The sequence below is a fragment of the Jatrophihabitans fulvus genome (assembly GCF_054781375.1).
The window spans coordinates 23,158-36,572 of sequence record NZ_BAAGUN010000001.1 but is presented as its reverse complement, the minus strand read 5'-3'; the positions used below and the strand labels follow the sequence as shown (position 1 = coordinate 36,572).

Genomic DNA, 13,415 nt, shown 5'->3' with positions numbered 1-13,415 from the left:
CCGTCGACGAGTTTAGCAGCCGGGCTCAGCTCGCCCGCCGCTGCATCGCGGCCGCGGCGGCCTCCTCGTTGTAGAGGCCGGTGAGATCGATCGTGTCCATGCTGTGCAGCTGGATGTCGTCGTCGTCGATGCGCACGACCGACTGCGGAGCCTGCTCGAAGCGCTCGACGTCCTCGGTGGCGTCGTAGCCCGTGGCGCGCCGCGCGGTCGCGCGCAGCTGCCGGCTCTCGCGGCGGTCGCGGTCGCGCAGCGCCTGGTTGCGCAGGAACAGGACGTAGCCCGCCAGGCCGGCGAGGAACGGCACCGCGAGCAGCCACAGCAGGCCGCCGACCAGCATCGCCAGCACCGTGAACAGGAGGCTGCCGCCCGCGAGGATCGTCAGCGACCGCCGGCGGCGCGCCATCATCGCCACGCGCGCGTCGGACAACTCGCCACGGTCGGGTGGGTACATCAACGCCTCCTGGGCGGCGGGGATCGGACGGCGGGCGGGTGCGGCGAGCGGTGCGGCGGGTTCGCTGCGGCGGGGCACGAAGACGTCGGCGGCGCGGCCGTCGGCGTCGGCCCGACGGCCGAGCGCGCGCATACCGCGTCCCCAGTCGGCGACGGTGCGCTCGCGGCGCTTCTCGTCGCTGCGGCGGAAGATCATCGGTACGACCACGATGAGCCAGAGCACGACGAGGATGACGACGGTCATGGCCGGTGACGGCATGCGACGTCTCCCCTCTCCTGCGCCGGTGTGACCACTTCAGTCACACCAGTAACACGCTGTCCTTGAAGTTAGTGATCGCGCGCCGCGCATCGCCGGACGTCCGACGGCGTGTCGAGGGAAACCTCGACCTGAGGTTGAGAACGTCCGGCGCCGGGGTCAGGCCGGACGCCACTGCGGCACCGGTGGCAGCCGCTCGAGCCGCGACAGCATGGTCGCGCCGCGCAGCTCCTCGATCGTCAGCGCGAACGCGGCGTGGTCACGCCACGCCCCGTCGATGTCGAGGAACCGCTCGTAGTAGCCCTCGCGGCGCAGCCCCAGCTTCTCGACCACGCGCAGGCTCGCCTTGTTCTCCGGACGGATGTCGATCTCGATGCGGTGCATGCCCACCCGCGCGAAGCAGTGGTCCATGACGAGCGCGACCGCGGTCGGGGTGATGTTGCGCCCGGCGACCGCCGAGTCGATCCAGTAGCCGATCGTGCACGAGCGCAGCACGCCGTGCACGACGTTGGACACGTTCACCTGGCCGACGAGACGTCCGCCGTACTCGACCATGAACGGCAGCATCATGCCGCGTCGCGCGGCCTGCTTGAGCGACGAGTGCAGGGCGGGCCAGGCGCCGACGGCGTTGCGCTCGGACCACGGGTGCGGGGACGACGGCTCCCAGGGCACGAGCCAGCGCTCGTTGCGCAGCCGGATCTCCGACCAGGGGCGTCCGTCGCGCAACCGCGGCGGGCGGAGCGTCACGGCGCCGACCGACGGGTGCGCCGGCCAGCCCGGAGTCCTGACCATGCCTCGATCCTGCCCCGTCCCCGACCCGTCCTGACCCGCGTTCGCGCCCGGATCAGCGGTTGGACAGCAGCAGCGGCACGACGGTGACCTGCTGTCCGGCCATCACGTCGGTGACGTCCTCGTCGATGACGACCAGGCAGTTGGACAGCGCGAGCGAGGCCAGCAGGTGCGAGCCGGGACCACCGATGAACGAGACGCTGTAACTGCCCGAGGACTCGCGGTGCAGCACGCCGCGGCGGTACTGCCTCACGCCGTGCGGGCTCTTCGCCCCCTCGAGCGCCGTGGCCTCGACGGTCGCGCGGTGCAGGCTGCGCTTGCCGAGCAGTTTGCGGATCGCCGGACGGACGAACGCCTCGAACGACACCAGGCTGCTCACCGGGTTGCCGGGCAGGCAGAAGATCGGCACCTTGTCGCCGAGGTGGCCGAAGCCCTGCGGTTTGCCCGGCTGCATGGCGACGGTGGTGAACTCGACGGTGCCCAGCTCGCCGAGCGCCTCCTTGACCACGTCGTAGGCGCCCATGCTGACGCCGCCGGTGGTGACGAGGATGTCGGCGCGCAGCAGCTGGTTCTCGAGTGCGTCCAGCAGCGCCGAGTGGTCGTCGGCGACGATGCCGATGCGGCGGGCGTCGGCGCCGGCGTCGCGGGCGGCGGCCGCGATCATGTACGAGTTCGAGTCGATGACCTCGCCGAACGAGGGCTTGCGGCCGACCTCGACGAGCTCGCTGCCCGTCGACAGGATGATCACCCGCGGTCGCGGCCGGACGGTGACCCGGTCGCGCCCGATCGCGGCGAGCAGCGCCAGCTGCTGCGGGCCCAGCGCCGCGCCGGCACCGAGGGCGGGCGCGTTCGCGGGGAGGTCCTCGCCGGTGCGGCGCACGCACGCCCCGGTGTGCACCGGACGGCTGATGGTGACCCGGGCCAGCCCGCGGTCGGTGTCCTCGAGCGGGATGACGGCATCGGCGCCGGCGGGGATGGGCGCGCCGGTCATGATGCGCATCGCCAGGCCCGCTCCCATGCCCGAGCGCGACTTGGCGCCCGCGGCGATGTCGCCGACGACCTGGAGCACCACGGGGTCGGACTCGCTGGCGTCCCGGGTGTCGATGGCCCGCACGGCGTAGCCGTCCATCGAGGAGTTGTCGAAGCTGGGCAGCGGGAAGTCGGTGCTGACGTTCTCGGCCAGCAGCAGGCCCTGCGCGTCGAGCAGGGTCAGCTCGATCGGATCGAGCGTGCCCACGCCGTCGAGCACCGTGGCCAGGTGTTCGTCGACCGACCGTGGCCGGCCGGCCTTCGGGCCTGTTGTGCCACCTGCCACCGAGCGTCTCCCCGTCGTGCGATCAGCCGGTCGGGTCCTCCGGCCGGTAATCGCTCAACCATGCACGAAAGTCGGCCCCGATGTCGGGATGCCGGGCCGCGAGCTGGACTGTGGCTTTCATGTAGTCGAGCCCGTTGCCGGTGTCGTAGCGGCGGCCGCGGAAGACCACGCCGTGCACCGGCACGCCCTCGTGGGCGAGCTTCTGCATGGCGTCGGTGAGCTGGATCTCGCCCTTCGCGCCCGGCTGGGTCTCGCGCAGCGCGGCGAAGATCTCGGGCGGCAGCACGTAGCGTCCGATGATCGCCAGGGTGCTGGGGGCCTCGTCCGCCGGGGCCTTCTCGACGAGTTCGGCGATGCCGACGACGTCGTCGTCCTGCGACGAGCCGGGTGTGAGCGCGACGCTGCCGTACATGCTGATGTCCTTGCGGGGTACGTCGAGCAGGCCGAGCACGACCCCGCCGTGCTCGGCGTACGCGTCGAGCATCGGCTGCAGCAACGCGTCGCGGTCGTCGATCAGGTCGTCGGGCAGCATGACCGCGATCGGCCCGCCGTCGGCGAACTCCTCGCCGCAGCCGACCGCGTGGCCGAGGCCCTTGGGATCGTCCTGGTTCGTGTAGTGGAGGGCGGCGAGCCCGGCCCCGCGCCGCACCGTCGCGAGCGTCTCGGAGTCGCCCTTGGCCTCGAGCGCGGCCTCGAGGTCGTCGTTCGCGCCGAAGTAGTCCTTGATCGCCCCCTTGAACGGGCTGGTCACGACGAGCACGTCGGTGATGCCGGTGGCCGCCGCCTCGGCGACGACGAGTTCGAGGGCCGGCGTCGTGACGATCGGCGCGAGCTCCTTCGGAACCGCCTTGGTGAACGGCAGGAACCGGGTGCCGCGACCCGCGGCGGGGATGAGTGCCTTGGTCACGGTGGAGGCCATGCCCGGAGGGTATCCGGGCCAGAATCGGGGCATGGACGCGACCGACGCGCACCAGGGGCCCGGCCCCGGGGCGGACAAGGCGGCCTGGCGGGCCTGGGTCGCCGCCCGGCGGCGGGCGAGGACGGACGACTCGCGGGCGGACGCGCGCGTGGCGATCGTCCGCCACGTACTGGCACGCCACGACGGGCTGCGGTGGTCGTGCGTGGCCGCGTACGAGCCGCTGCGCACCGAGCCGGGCTCCGTCGAGCTGCTCGCGGCGTTGGCCGGACGCGGTGTGCGGGTGCTCGTGCCGGTGACGCTGCCCGACCGCGACCTCGACTGGACGCCGTGGGGCTCGGCGGACGGCGGCGTGCTCGGCCCGGACGCGATCGCGGACGCCGACGCGGTGCTGGTCCCGGCGTCCGCGGTGGCGCTCGACGGGGTGCGGCTCGGCCGGGGCGGCGGCTCGTACGACCGCGCGCTGCGGCGGGCGCGGCGGCAGGCGCCGCGGGTGGCGCTGCTGTTCGACGACGAGCTGGTCGCGGCCCTGCCGGCCGACCCGTGGGACGTACCGGTGGACGCGGTGGTGCGCCCGTCCGGCTGGCGCGACCTGCGGGTCGCCGCCGCCGATTAGCAGTCGTAGACTGCGAGTGCCAGGTGATCGTCACAAGGACCTGGCCCTGCGCCCGCGGAGGAACCCTCGACATGCCCACCTACCAGTACGCCTGCACCAACCCCGAGTGCGGCAACCGTTTCGAACTGGTCCAGTCGTTCACCGACCCCGCCGCCACCGAGTGCCCGGTCTGCGGGCAGCCGGTGCGCAAGGTCTACGGCTCGGTCGGCGTGGTCTTCAAGGGCTCGGGCTTCTACCGCACCGACAGCCGCTCCGACGCGAAGTCGTCGTCGACGGTCGCGGCGAGCGACTCGAAGAAGAGCGAGTCGAAGAGCGACTCCTCGAGCTCCTCGAGTTCCACGTCCTCGTCGGCGTCCTCGACCTCCACGTCCGCCCCGGCGTCCTCCTCGTCGTCGGGGTCCTCGGGCTCGTCCGGCTCGGGATCGAGCAAGGCCGCCGCGTCGGCCTGACGTGCGTCAGCCGTCGGTCACTCCGGCGGACATCGCGCCGTCGGTCACTCCGGCGGACATCGCGCCGTCGGTCACTCCGGCGGACATCGCGCGGGCGACGCCGTCCGCGCCGCGCGCCGGTTCGGTCCGCAGGCCCTCGATGACGCCGCGCCGGTCGGCGGCCGAGCGGTTCTGGCTCAGCTTGGCCTTGCCCTCGACGCCGGTGACGGTGACCTCGACGCCGACGATGCCGCGCAGCTGCCCGCTCACGTAGGCCTCGGGCGCGTCGGTGACCTGCCAGGGTCGATCGCGGGACGACTCGTGCGCCTCGGTCAGCTCGGTCACGGCCGCCCGCAGCCAGCGCTCGTCCCGGTGCACCCGCGCGGTGCCGGTGAGCTGCACGGCACTGTAGTTCCACGTCGGCACGACCCGGCCGTGCTCGACCTTGCTCGCGTACCACGACGGCGACACGTACGTCTCGTCCCCGCCGACGATCAGCAGGGCGGGCCGGCCGTCGCCGATCGCCCGCCAGTGGTCGTTGGCAACGGCGAGGTGGGCGACGACGGTGTCGCCGCGCCACACGATCGGCAGCAGCGTCGCCTGCGGCAGCCCGTTGCCGTCCGCCGTCACGAGCCACGCCGACCCGACCTGCCGGACGAAGTCGCGCAGCGCGTCCTCGTCGTCGACGCGGTTGAAGGCGGGCGTGTACACACCGGCCACGCTAGCGGCGGACGGCCTGTGGTTTGTCACCCCATCGTCCGAGCGTCGTCCACAACCGCCGCCGGGGACGGGCGGACGGCCCGGCGCGCGGCCTAGCGTCGCTGCCATGTCCCTGCGCCTGCACCTGGCCGGCATCGGCCGCGTGCCCCGGCTGCTCGCCGCCGCCGCGTGCCTGTTGCTGGCCGCGGTGTCGGCTCTCGACGGCGCCGGCTCGGGCGCGGCGGCGCCGGCACACGGCGTGCCGGTCGTCGTCGCCGCCCGGCCGCTCGCCGCCGGCCACCACCTCACGTCCCGCGACCTCACCGTGGCCCGGTGGGCGCGGGCGCAGGCACCGCCGGGGGCGGCGGCGCGGGCCGGGCCGCTGCTCGGCCGGGTGGTCGCGGGGCCGATCGCGGTGCGCGAGGCGGTCCTGCCGCTCCGCCTCGTCGACACCGCCCTCACCGCCGGCCTGCCCGCCGGGTCGGTCGCGCTGCCGCTCGAGCTGACCGGCGACGTGCGCGGGCTCGTGGCGCCCGGCGGACGCATCGACCTGATCGCCGTACCGCTCGACCCGTCCGGCGGGTCGGTCGGCGGCCCACCCGCGCACGGGCGGGAGGCGGGTGCGACCCGGGCGGCGTCCGGTGTCCGGGTGCTCGCCGTGCTGCCGCCCGCGGGGTCCGGCGGTGTGGCCGACCCGGCGGGGTGCCGGGTGATCGTCGCCGTGACACCGGAGGTCGCCGCGAGATTGGCCGGTATGGGCGGGTCGTGGCGGTTCACGGCCGTTGCCCAGCAGCCCTAGGCTCTGCTTCGACCGGCGGCCGTGGGCGCCGCCTACCGACAGTGGAGGCAGACACGATGATCAAGGGCTTCAGGGACTTCATCATGCGCGGCAACGTCGTCGAGCTGGCGATCGCCGTCGTCATCGGCACGGCGTTCCAGGCGGTCGTGAGCGGAGTCGTCGACGCCATCATCAAGCCGCTGGTGAACTCGGCCGGAGGCACCAACGTCAACGGCCTCGGCTTCTCGATCCGCGACGACAACGCCGAGCTGGCCAAGAACACGTTCGTCAACTTCTCGTCCGTGATCAACGCGATCATCGCGTTCCTCGTCACCGCGGCCGTCGTCTATTTCCTGATCGTGGTGCCCATGAACAAGATCCAGGAGCGCCGCGCGGCGAAGACGGCCAAGGGCGAGCCCGACCCGACCCCGAAGTCCGAGGACATCCTGCTGCTCGAGCAGATCCGCGACCTGCTGCAGGCGCAGCAGGGTGGTCCCACCAAGCAGATCTAGGCGCGCCTACTCGTGGTGGGGCGGCCGCTGGCGCCGGTACCACTCGGCGTCGCGGTCGCCGCCGTCACCGCCACGGTGCAGGTCGTCGCCCCATCCGCGGTCGCGTTCGTCCTCGGTGACGTCCGGCAGCACCGGGTCGTCGTCGCGGGTGTCCCGACGCGGACGGGCGGGCGGCTCGCTCACGGGCAGTCGACCCACTCGTCGGTGCCGTCGGTGAACACCTGCCGCTTCCAGATCGGCAGCCGCGCCTTCGCCTCGTCGACCAGGCGCTGACACGCCGCGAAGGCCGCGCCCCGGTGGGCGGTCGACACCACGGCGACCAGGGCCACGTCACCGATCGCGAGCATCCCGACCCGGTGGCTCACCGCCACGGCGAGCACGTCGGCATCGGCCGCGATCTCGTCCGCGACCTCGCGCAGCACCTGCTCGGCGCTCGGATGTCCCTCGTACTCCAGCTCGACCACCCGGCGTCCGTGGTCGTGGTCGCGCACCACGCCGGCGAACGTCACCTGGGCACCCGCCCGGTCGTCGTCCGCGGCCCGCTCGTGCGCGGCGACGTCGAGCGGACGGTCGGACACCGACAGCAGGCGCACGACCTCACGGGTGGTCACGGTCTCGCTCATCGGTTCAGACTCCTCCGCCCGGGCGGTGGTCGCCACCGGCCAACTGGTCGACGGCGTGGTCGAGCAGCGGCTCGAGCACGGCGAGACCGTCCCTCACCCCGCCCGGCGAGCCGGGCAGCGTGACCACCAGCGTCGCACCGATCGCGCCGGCGACCCCGCGCGAGAGCACCGTGGTCGGCAGGCGGTCGCGCGACACCGCGCGCAACGTCTCGGCGATGCCGGGGATATCCCGGTCGAGCAGCGGCGCGACCGCTTCGGGCGTGACGTCGGTGGGGGTCAGCCCGGTGCCCCCGGTCGTGACGATCACCTGCGCCGCGGCCGCCAGCGCCTCGCGGACGGCGGCCCTGATCGCCTCGACGTCGTCGGGCACGATGCGCCGCAGCACCACCTCGTGCCCGAGCGCGGCCAGGCCGTCGGCCAGCAGTTGTCCGCTGTCGTCGGCCCGCTCACCCGATGCCGATCGGTTCGAGCAGGTGATGACGGCGGCGATCACGACGCGCCCTCCGCCCGCCAGCTGCCCGTCCGCCCGCCGTCCTTCGCGAGCAGCCGGACGTCGGTCAGCCGGGCCGCGCGGTCGACCGCCTTGGTCATGTCGTAGAGCGCGAGCCCGGCGGTGACCACGGACGTCAGTGCCTCCATCTCGACGCCGGTGCGGTCGGCCGTCCGCGTCGTGGCGGTGATGTCGACCCAGCTGTCGCCGAGCTCGAGCTCGACGCTGACCCCGTGCAGCGCGACGGGGTGGCACAGCGGCACGAGATCGGGCGTGCGTTTCGCCGCGGCGATGCCGGCGATACGGGCGACCGCCAGCGCGTCGCCCTTGGGCAGCCCGTCACGGCGCAGCAGGCCGATCACCTCGGCCGTGGTCTCGAACCGGCCCGCCGCGGACGCGGTGCGCACGGTGACGTCCTTGGCCGACACGTCGACCATGCGGGCGGCTCCGCGCTCGTCGACATGGGTCAGGGCAGGCGTGGCATCGGGCACGGCACCCGAGGGTAGTCGCGGCGGGCGGCACGGAGCCGCGGCAGCGATGATGGGACGCGATGTCGCCGACACCGCCTCCCGCCCCGCGGCCCTCGCCCGCCTCGGGGACCCGGCGGCTGAACGTGCCGCTGCTGGTCGTCGGCGCGGTCGCGGTGCTCGTCGCCGCGCTCGCGGTGGGCCTGGTCGTCACCCGTGACGGCGGCGGGCAGAAGCCCGTCGACTCCGTACGCGGCGCGGTGCCGATCACCATGAGCGACGGCGTCGAACTCGGCGCCCAGGTCACGCGGCCGTCCGGCGGCGGACGACATCCCCTGGTGGTCATGCCCTCGAGCTACGGCTCGACGTCCGAGCAGTACGCGGCGATCGCGAAACAGCTCACCGCGTCCGGGTTCGCGACGGTGTCCTACACGCAGCGCGGGTTCGAGAACTCCGGCGGACGCATCGACCTGGCCGGCCCCCGCACCCAGCGCGACGCGCGAACGGTCATCGACTGGGCGGTGCGCAACACCGCCGCCGACCCGGCGCACATCGGCATGCTCGGTGTCTCCTACGGCGCGGTCGTCTCGCTGCTCACCGCCGCCCAGGATCCCCGGGTGCGGGCGGTCGTCGCGTTCAGCGGATGGTCCGACCTGGCGGCCGTGTTCCACCCCCACGACACGACGAGCGTGCTCGGACTCGGCGGGCTGCTGTCGAACGCCCGCGTCGACAGCGAGCTGACGAGGCTCGGCGCCGACCTGAAGGCCGACCCGTTCGGCAACGCCGGTGAGCTGGTGTCGTTCGCGAGACCCCGCTCGCCGGTCACCCACCTCGACGGGTTGAACCGCAGCCGGCCCGCGATCATGCTCGCCAGCGGCTGGCAGGACTCGCTGCTCGCCCCCGCCCCGCTCGTCCCCTTCTTCGACCGGCTCGCGGGCCCGAAGCGGTTGCAGCTGTCGATCGGCGACCACGGCGGACCCGAGAGCGACATGCTCGCGGGCCGCTCGAGCCGCACCGGCGACGCCGCGTACGCCTGGCTCGCGCACCACCTGCAGGGCGACCCGAACGGCATCGACGCGCAGCCGCGGGTGCAGCTGCAGGACGTCACCACCCGAGAGGTGCACACGTACGCGGCCTGGCCGCGGGCGAAGCGCGTCGCGCTGGCGCTGGGCGCCCCCGCGCCCACCGGCGTGTCCGCGGGCGGCACGGCCACCGCCTGGCGGGCCTCGCTGACGACGGGCACCGATTCCGCCGCGACCGCGGGCGCGAGCCAGTTCGTGCCGTCCGCCCAGTACCGCGTGCCCGCGGTGCGCCCCGCGCGACTCTCGCCGGACGCGGCCTTCGTCTGGAACGCGGGGGCGGTGCCGTCGGCCACCCGCTTACTGGGTTCGCCGCGGCTGACCCTCGACGTCGCGTCGTCGTCGCCGCAGGCCACCGTGTTCGCGTATTTGTACGACACCGGCAGCGACGGCACCGGGTACCTGATGAGCACGACGCCGTTCACCGCCACCGGCTTGTCGCAGAACCGCGCAAAGTCGGTCGCCTTCGACCTCGAACCCATCGACTGGACCCTCGCCCCGGGACGCTTCCTCACCGTCGTCGTCGACACCGTCGAGCCGCGCTGGTACCAGGCCGCCGCTGCCGGCTCGACGCTCACGTTGTCGTCGAGCGCCGCCCGTCCCGCCGCCCTGAGCGTGCCGGTCGGCTAGCGGCGCCCGTTAGGGTTGACCCGTCCCCGCCCTCGTAGCTCAGGGGATAGAGCACAGCTCTCCTAAAGCTGGTGTCGCAGGTTCGAATCCTGCCGGGGGCACCCGATCGTCCGTCGCGCGAACGCACCCGTGACCGTCCGAACGGCCGGTTGCATCGCGGTGTGACCGGGCGCACGCTGGACGCGGCCCTGCCGGCTCGCGAGCGCCGTCCCGTCTCGCGATGCACCTGCATTCCCCCCGCGCGAGGCGGGCACGGCCCCGGACCGCTAGAGCGGGCCCGGGTCGGGGTGCTCGGCATTGTTGATCGTGCGCACCGAACTCGTGCCGTCGTCGTAGTAGTCGACGATCGACAGCGACGCGGTGTCGAGGTGGAAGCGGAACATCGTCTCCTGCGGCGAGCCCAGCGCGAGCCGCAGCAGCGTCTTGATCGGCGTCACGTGCGAGACGAGCACGATCGTCTGCCCGCGCCGGGCGTCGACGATCTCGCGCAGCCCACGCAGCGTGCGGGACTCGACCTGGGCGAACGACTCGCCCTTCGGCGGGGCGACGTCGGCACCGTCGAGCCAGGTCGCGAGCAGCTCGGGCCAGGCGACATGCACCTCGTCGATCGAGAGGCCCTCCCACTCGCCGAACTCGGACTCGATGAGGTCGTCGTGCACGTCGACGACGGCGCCCGTGCGCGCCGCGATGGCGGCGGCCGTCTCGCGGGCGCGCCGCAGCGGTGAGGAGACGATGGCGTCGATGCCGCCGAGCCCCGCGATGTGGTGGGCGATCGCCCGGGCCTGGCCTCGGCCGCGTTCGTCCAGCGGAAGATCGTTGCGCCCGGAGAACCGTCCGCTCAGCGAGTGCTCGGTCGAGCCGTGCCGCACCATGAAGACCCGTGTCGCCTGCTCGTTCGGCGGGAACCACCGCGGCGGGCCGGAGCTCATGGCACCGCAGACTACCCGCCACGGGTAGATCACAGGACGAAACGGCGTCTCGCCCGTTGACGAGCTTTCGGAACCACAACTAGCCTGGGCGGACACGCGTCGGGAAGGAATCGTCATGCGGGCAGGCGTCACGGCCACGGGCTATGCAGAGCCCTTGCGCCACACGCCGCCGCGTGAGGGGATGCGACCGGGCACTGCCGCCGGCGATCCCCAGACGCCCTTCTAGTCCGGGACGACAGCTCAGCACCACCGGTCCGTCCCGAGCACGTCCCTACGCGAAGAGAGCACCGACATGACCACGATCGACCTGCAGCCCATCTCCGGACCGTCCGCCTGGCGCGGTGACGAGCTGTCGCAGCGCACCGACTGGATCTACGAGCTGTCCGAGGCCGAGCTCGCCGAGCTCGAGGCCCTCGGCCGCCGGTTCGTCGAGGACGACCCCGACCTGCGCACCGTCACCGCCGCCGACTACCCGTTCGACGCCTGCACCGCCCTGAACGACGAGTGCGCCCGGCAGATGGACTCCGGCCGCGGCTTCATCCTCGTCCGCGGCCTGAAGACGCAGGAGTACGGCGACGTCCTCGCCGCCGCCATCTTCTTCGTCATGGGCCTGCACCTGGGCCGGCCCATCGGCCAGAACCAGATGGGCGACCTGCTCGACCACGTCGTCGCGACGTCGAACAAGACGATGGACGACCCGGGCGCGCTGCCCTCGCGCATCCGCGATCGCCTGCCGTTCCACTCCGACAGCTCCGACGTCGTGGCGCTGATGTGCCTGCGGGGGGCGAAGGAGGGCGGCGCGTCCAGCCTCGTCAGCGGCACCACGATCTACAACGAGATCCTCAAGCGCCGGCCCGAGCTGGCGCCGCTGCTGTTCGAGCCGTTCCACTGGGACTGGCGCCGGCAGGACCCCGACTCCCCCGAGCTGACCTACAGCTCGCCGGTCATCAGCTACGTCGACGGCACGTTCAGCACCTACGCCGGCATGTCGATGATCTTCAGCGCGCAGGACTACCCGGGCGTGCCGAAGCTGACGCCCGAGCAGGTCGAGGTGCTGCACCTGTTCGACGAGATCTCGCAGGAGCCCGGCCTGCCCATCGACATGAACTTCCAGCCCGGCGACGTGCAGTGGCTGCTCAACTACGCGGCGCTGCACTCGCGCACGAGCTACACCGACTTCCCCGAGCCCGAGCGTCGCCGGCACCTGCTGCGGCTGTGGCTCAAGCGCGACGTCGGACGTCCGCTGGTCGACAAGTTCGGCAAGCACGTCGTGGTCATGGGCGAGCCGAGCACGCCGCTGAAGGAGGGCGGCCGGTTCCGCATCGCCGACGCCGTCCGCATCAACGACGAGTTCGGCAACTGACCTCGTGGCTGCGCACGCGCGGCCGCCCGCGGTCGCCGTGGTCGGCAGCCTGAACCTCGACATCGTCGTCGGCGTCGCGTCCCTGCCGGGGCGCGGCGAGACGGTGATCGCGACGTCGACGGCCACCGGTCCCGGCGGCAAGGGTGCCAACCAGGCCGCCGCCGCGGCGGCGCTGAGCCCGCACGTCGCCATGATCGGCCGGGTCGGGGCGGACGAGGCGGGCGCCTCGCTCGTGCGCGACCTGGCCGGTCGCGGTGTCGACGTCGCCGGTGTCGTCGCGACCGAGGGCGTGCCCAGCGGCACCGCCACCGTGGCGGTCGAGGACGGCACCGGCGAGAACCTCATCCTCGTCGCGCCCGGCGCGAACGCGAGCCTGACCACCGACGACGTCCGCGTGCCGGCCGTGCGCTCGGCCGCCGTCGTGCTGCTGCAGCTCGAGGTGCCGATGCGGACGGCCATCGCGGCCGCCGCGGCGGCGTCCGGCACGGTCGTGCTCAACCCGGCCCCGATGCAGGAGCTGCCCGGCCCGCTGCTCGAGCGGGTCGACGTGCTCGTCCCCAACGAGGGCGAGCTGGCGCGGCTGGCCGGGCGGGACGGGTTCGCGTCCGACGACGAGATCGCCGACGCCGCCCGCGCGGTGGGGGTCCGCGGGGTGGTGGTCACCCTCGGTGCCCGCGGCGCGCTCGTCGTGCCCGAGGACGGTCCGCACCGGCTCGTGCCGCCGCCGTCGGTGACGGCCGTCGACACCACCGGTGCCGGTGACTGCTTCTGCGGCGCCCTGTCGGTGTCGCTCGCGCAGGGTGCGTCGCTCGCGGACGCCGCGGCCTACGCCGTCGTCGCGGCGGCGCTGTCCACGACCGCCGCGGGCGCGCGCGGGTTCCTGCCGGACGACGCCGCTGTGCGCGAGGCCTTCGTCGCGTAAGAGTTCGACACGCCGCGGGACGTCGTCTCGCAGGGTGTTGACGGTGGTCGGCGATCCGGCCTAGCCTCGGCGGCGACGGAGGCAGGCAACAGGCCACCGTCTGCCCGGCGGCAGCGTCCGCCGATGCATCGCCCGTTGCATGCCGGCACCGGT

Annotated in this window: 17 protein-coding genes and 1 tRNA gene; 8 read left to right on the top strand and 10 right to left on the bottom strand. The window is 73.3% G+C overall.

The genetic code is table 11. From position 1 onward, the window contains the following. Positions 1 to 25: 25 nt before the first annotated feature. The 4 genes from sepX to ACYVP9_RS00200 all read right to left on the bottom strand — a co-directional run bounded on the left by sepX (position 26) and on the right by ACYVP9_RS00200 (position 3,729). Positions 26 to 709, bottom strand: a complete 684-nt coding sequence (sepX, locus tag ACYVP9_RS00215; RefSeq protein WP_460602671.1) for a divisome protein SepX/GlpR — start codon at positions 707 to 709, stop codon at positions 26 to 28. Between the two features lie 156 nt (positions 710 to 865). After that, positions 866 to 1,498, bottom strand: coding sequence for a GNAT family N-acetyltransferase (locus ACYVP9_RS00210; RefSeq protein WP_460602669.1), 633 nt, complete (start codon positions 1,496 to 1,498; stop codon positions 866 to 868). 52 nt (positions 1,499 to 1,550) lie between these two features. Further along, on the bottom strand, positions 1,551 to 2,810 hold the full coding sequence (gene glp / locus ACYVP9_RS00205; protein WP_460602667.1) for a molybdotransferase-like divisome protein Glp: 1,260 nt from the start codon (positions 2,808 to 2,810) through the stop codon (positions 1,551 to 1,553). 22 nt (positions 2,811 to 2,832) lie between these two features. Then, a complete protein-coding gene (locus ACYVP9_RS00200) occupies positions 2,833 to 3,729 on the bottom strand; it encodes a UTP--glucose-1-phosphate uridylyltransferase (protein WP_460602666.1) in 897 nt (298 codons plus the stop codon). A 31-nt stretch (positions 3,730 to 3,760) separates the two neighbouring features. On the opposite strand from ACYVP9_RS00200, the gene ACYVP9_RS00195 reads away from it, so the two are divergent. Together ACYVP9_RS00195 and ACYVP9_RS00190 are read left to right on the top strand one after the other, a co-directional pair. After that, complete coding sequence (locus ACYVP9_RS00195) at positions 3,761 to 4,342, top strand: 5-formyltetrahydrofolate cyclo-ligase (RefSeq protein WP_460602665.1); 582 nt, start codon at positions 3,761 to 3,763, stop codon at positions 4,340 to 4,342. A gap of 71 nt (positions 4,343 to 4,413) precedes the next feature. Then, the gene (locus tag ACYVP9_RS00190; RefSeq protein WP_460602664.1) at positions 4,414 to 4,791 is read left to right on the top strand and encodes an FmdB family zinc ribbon protein; all 378 of its coding nucleotides are present in this window, start codon (positions 4,414 to 4,416) and stop codon (positions 4,789 to 4,791) included. A 6-nt stretch (positions 4,792 to 4,797) separates the two neighbouring features. Here ACYVP9_RS00190 and ACYVP9_RS00185 read toward each other — a convergent pair whose 3' ends face one another. After that, complete coding sequence (locus ACYVP9_RS00185; RefSeq protein WP_460602663.1) at positions 4,798 to 5,481, bottom strand: FMN-binding negative transcriptional regulator; 684 nt, start codon at positions 5,479 to 5,481, stop codon at positions 4,798 to 4,800. Between the two features lie 115 nt (positions 5,482 to 5,596). Between ACYVP9_RS00185 and ACYVP9_RS00180 the strand changes: the two genes are divergently transcribed. Both ACYVP9_RS00180 and mscL read left to right on the top strand, forming a co-directional pair. Further along, positions 5,597 to 6,268 (top strand): CpaB family protein, encoded by a 672-nt coding sequence (locus tag ACYVP9_RS00180; RefSeq protein WP_460602662.1) that lies wholly within the window; start codon positions 5,597 to 5,599, stop codon positions 6,266 to 6,268. 56 nt (positions 6,269 to 6,324) lie between these two features. Beyond that, complete coding sequence (mscL, locus tag ACYVP9_RS00175) at positions 6,325 to 6,759, top strand: MscL family protein (protein WP_460602661.1); 435 nt, start codon at positions 6,325 to 6,327, stop codon at positions 6,757 to 6,759. A 6-nt stretch (positions 6,760 to 6,765) separates the two neighbouring features. On the opposite strand, the gene ACYVP9_RS00170 is transcribed toward mscL, so the two are convergent. Genes ACYVP9_RS00170 through moaC form a run of 4 tightly spaced genes read right to left on the bottom strand, consistent with a single transcriptional unit; the run spans position 6,766 to position 8,309 of the window. After that, positions 6,766 to 6,942: a hypothetical protein gene (locus tag ACYVP9_RS00170; protein ID WP_460602660.1), complete on the bottom strand. Its 177-nt coding sequence runs from the start codon at positions 6,940 to 6,942 to the stop codon at positions 6,766 to 6,768. Beyond that, positions 6,939 to 7,382: a molybdenum cofactor biosynthesis protein MoaE gene (locus tag ACYVP9_RS00165; RefSeq protein WP_460602659.1), complete on the bottom strand. Its 444-nt coding sequence runs from the start codon at positions 7,380 to 7,382 to the stop codon at positions 6,939 to 6,941. Before ACYVP9_RS00165 ends, ACYVP9_RS00170 begins: the two co-directional genes overlap by 4 nt. A 4-nt stretch (positions 7,383 to 7,386) precedes the next feature. Then, positions 7,387 to 7,875 (bottom strand): MogA/MoaB family molybdenum cofactor biosynthesis protein, encoded by a 489-nt coding sequence (locus ACYVP9_RS00160; RefSeq protein WP_460602658.1) that lies wholly within the window; start codon positions 7,873 to 7,875, stop codon positions 7,387 to 7,389. Beyond that, the gene (gene moaC, locus ACYVP9_RS00155) at positions 7,872 to 8,309 is read right to left on the bottom strand and encodes a cyclic pyranopterin monophosphate synthase MoaC (RefSeq protein ID WP_460604253.1); all 438 of its coding nucleotides are present in this window, start codon (positions 8,307 to 8,309) and stop codon (positions 7,872 to 7,874) included. Before moaC ends, ACYVP9_RS00160 begins: the two co-directional genes overlap by 4 nt. Before the next feature lie 113 nt (positions 8,310 to 8,422). Between moaC and ACYVP9_RS00150 the strand changes: the two genes are divergently transcribed. Next, entirely contained in the window at positions 8,423 to 10,048 is a 1,626-nt protein-coding gene (locus tag ACYVP9_RS00150; protein WP_460602657.1) for a CocE/NonD family hydrolase, read from the top strand. A gap of 28 nt (positions 10,049 to 10,076) precedes the next feature. Then, positions 10,077 to 10,149 (top strand) — tRNA-Arg (locus ACYVP9_RS00145). 165 nt (positions 10,150 to 10,314) lie between these two features. Here the strand turns inward: ACYVP9_RS00145 and ACYVP9_RS00140 are convergent. Beyond that, on the bottom strand, positions 10,315 to 10,977 hold the full coding sequence (locus tag ACYVP9_RS00140) for a histidine phosphatase family protein (protein WP_460602656.1): 663 nt from the start codon (positions 10,975 to 10,977) through the stop codon (positions 10,315 to 10,317). Positions 10,978 to 11,269: 292 nt separating this feature from the next. Between ACYVP9_RS00140 and ACYVP9_RS00135 the strand changes: the two genes are divergently transcribed. Further along, positions 11,270 to 12,340: a TauD/TfdA family dioxygenase gene (locus tag ACYVP9_RS00135; protein ID WP_460602655.1), complete on the top strand. Its 1,071-nt coding sequence runs from the start codon at positions 11,270 to 11,272 to the stop codon at positions 12,338 to 12,340. A gap of 4 nt (positions 12,341 to 12,344) precedes the next feature. After that, the gene (locus ACYVP9_RS00130) at positions 12,345 to 13,262 is read left to right on the top strand and encodes a ribokinase (RefSeq protein WP_460602654.1); all 918 of its coding nucleotides are present in this window, start codon (positions 12,345 to 12,347) and stop codon (positions 13,260 to 13,262) included. Positions 13,263 to 13,415: the final 153 nt, after the last annotated feature.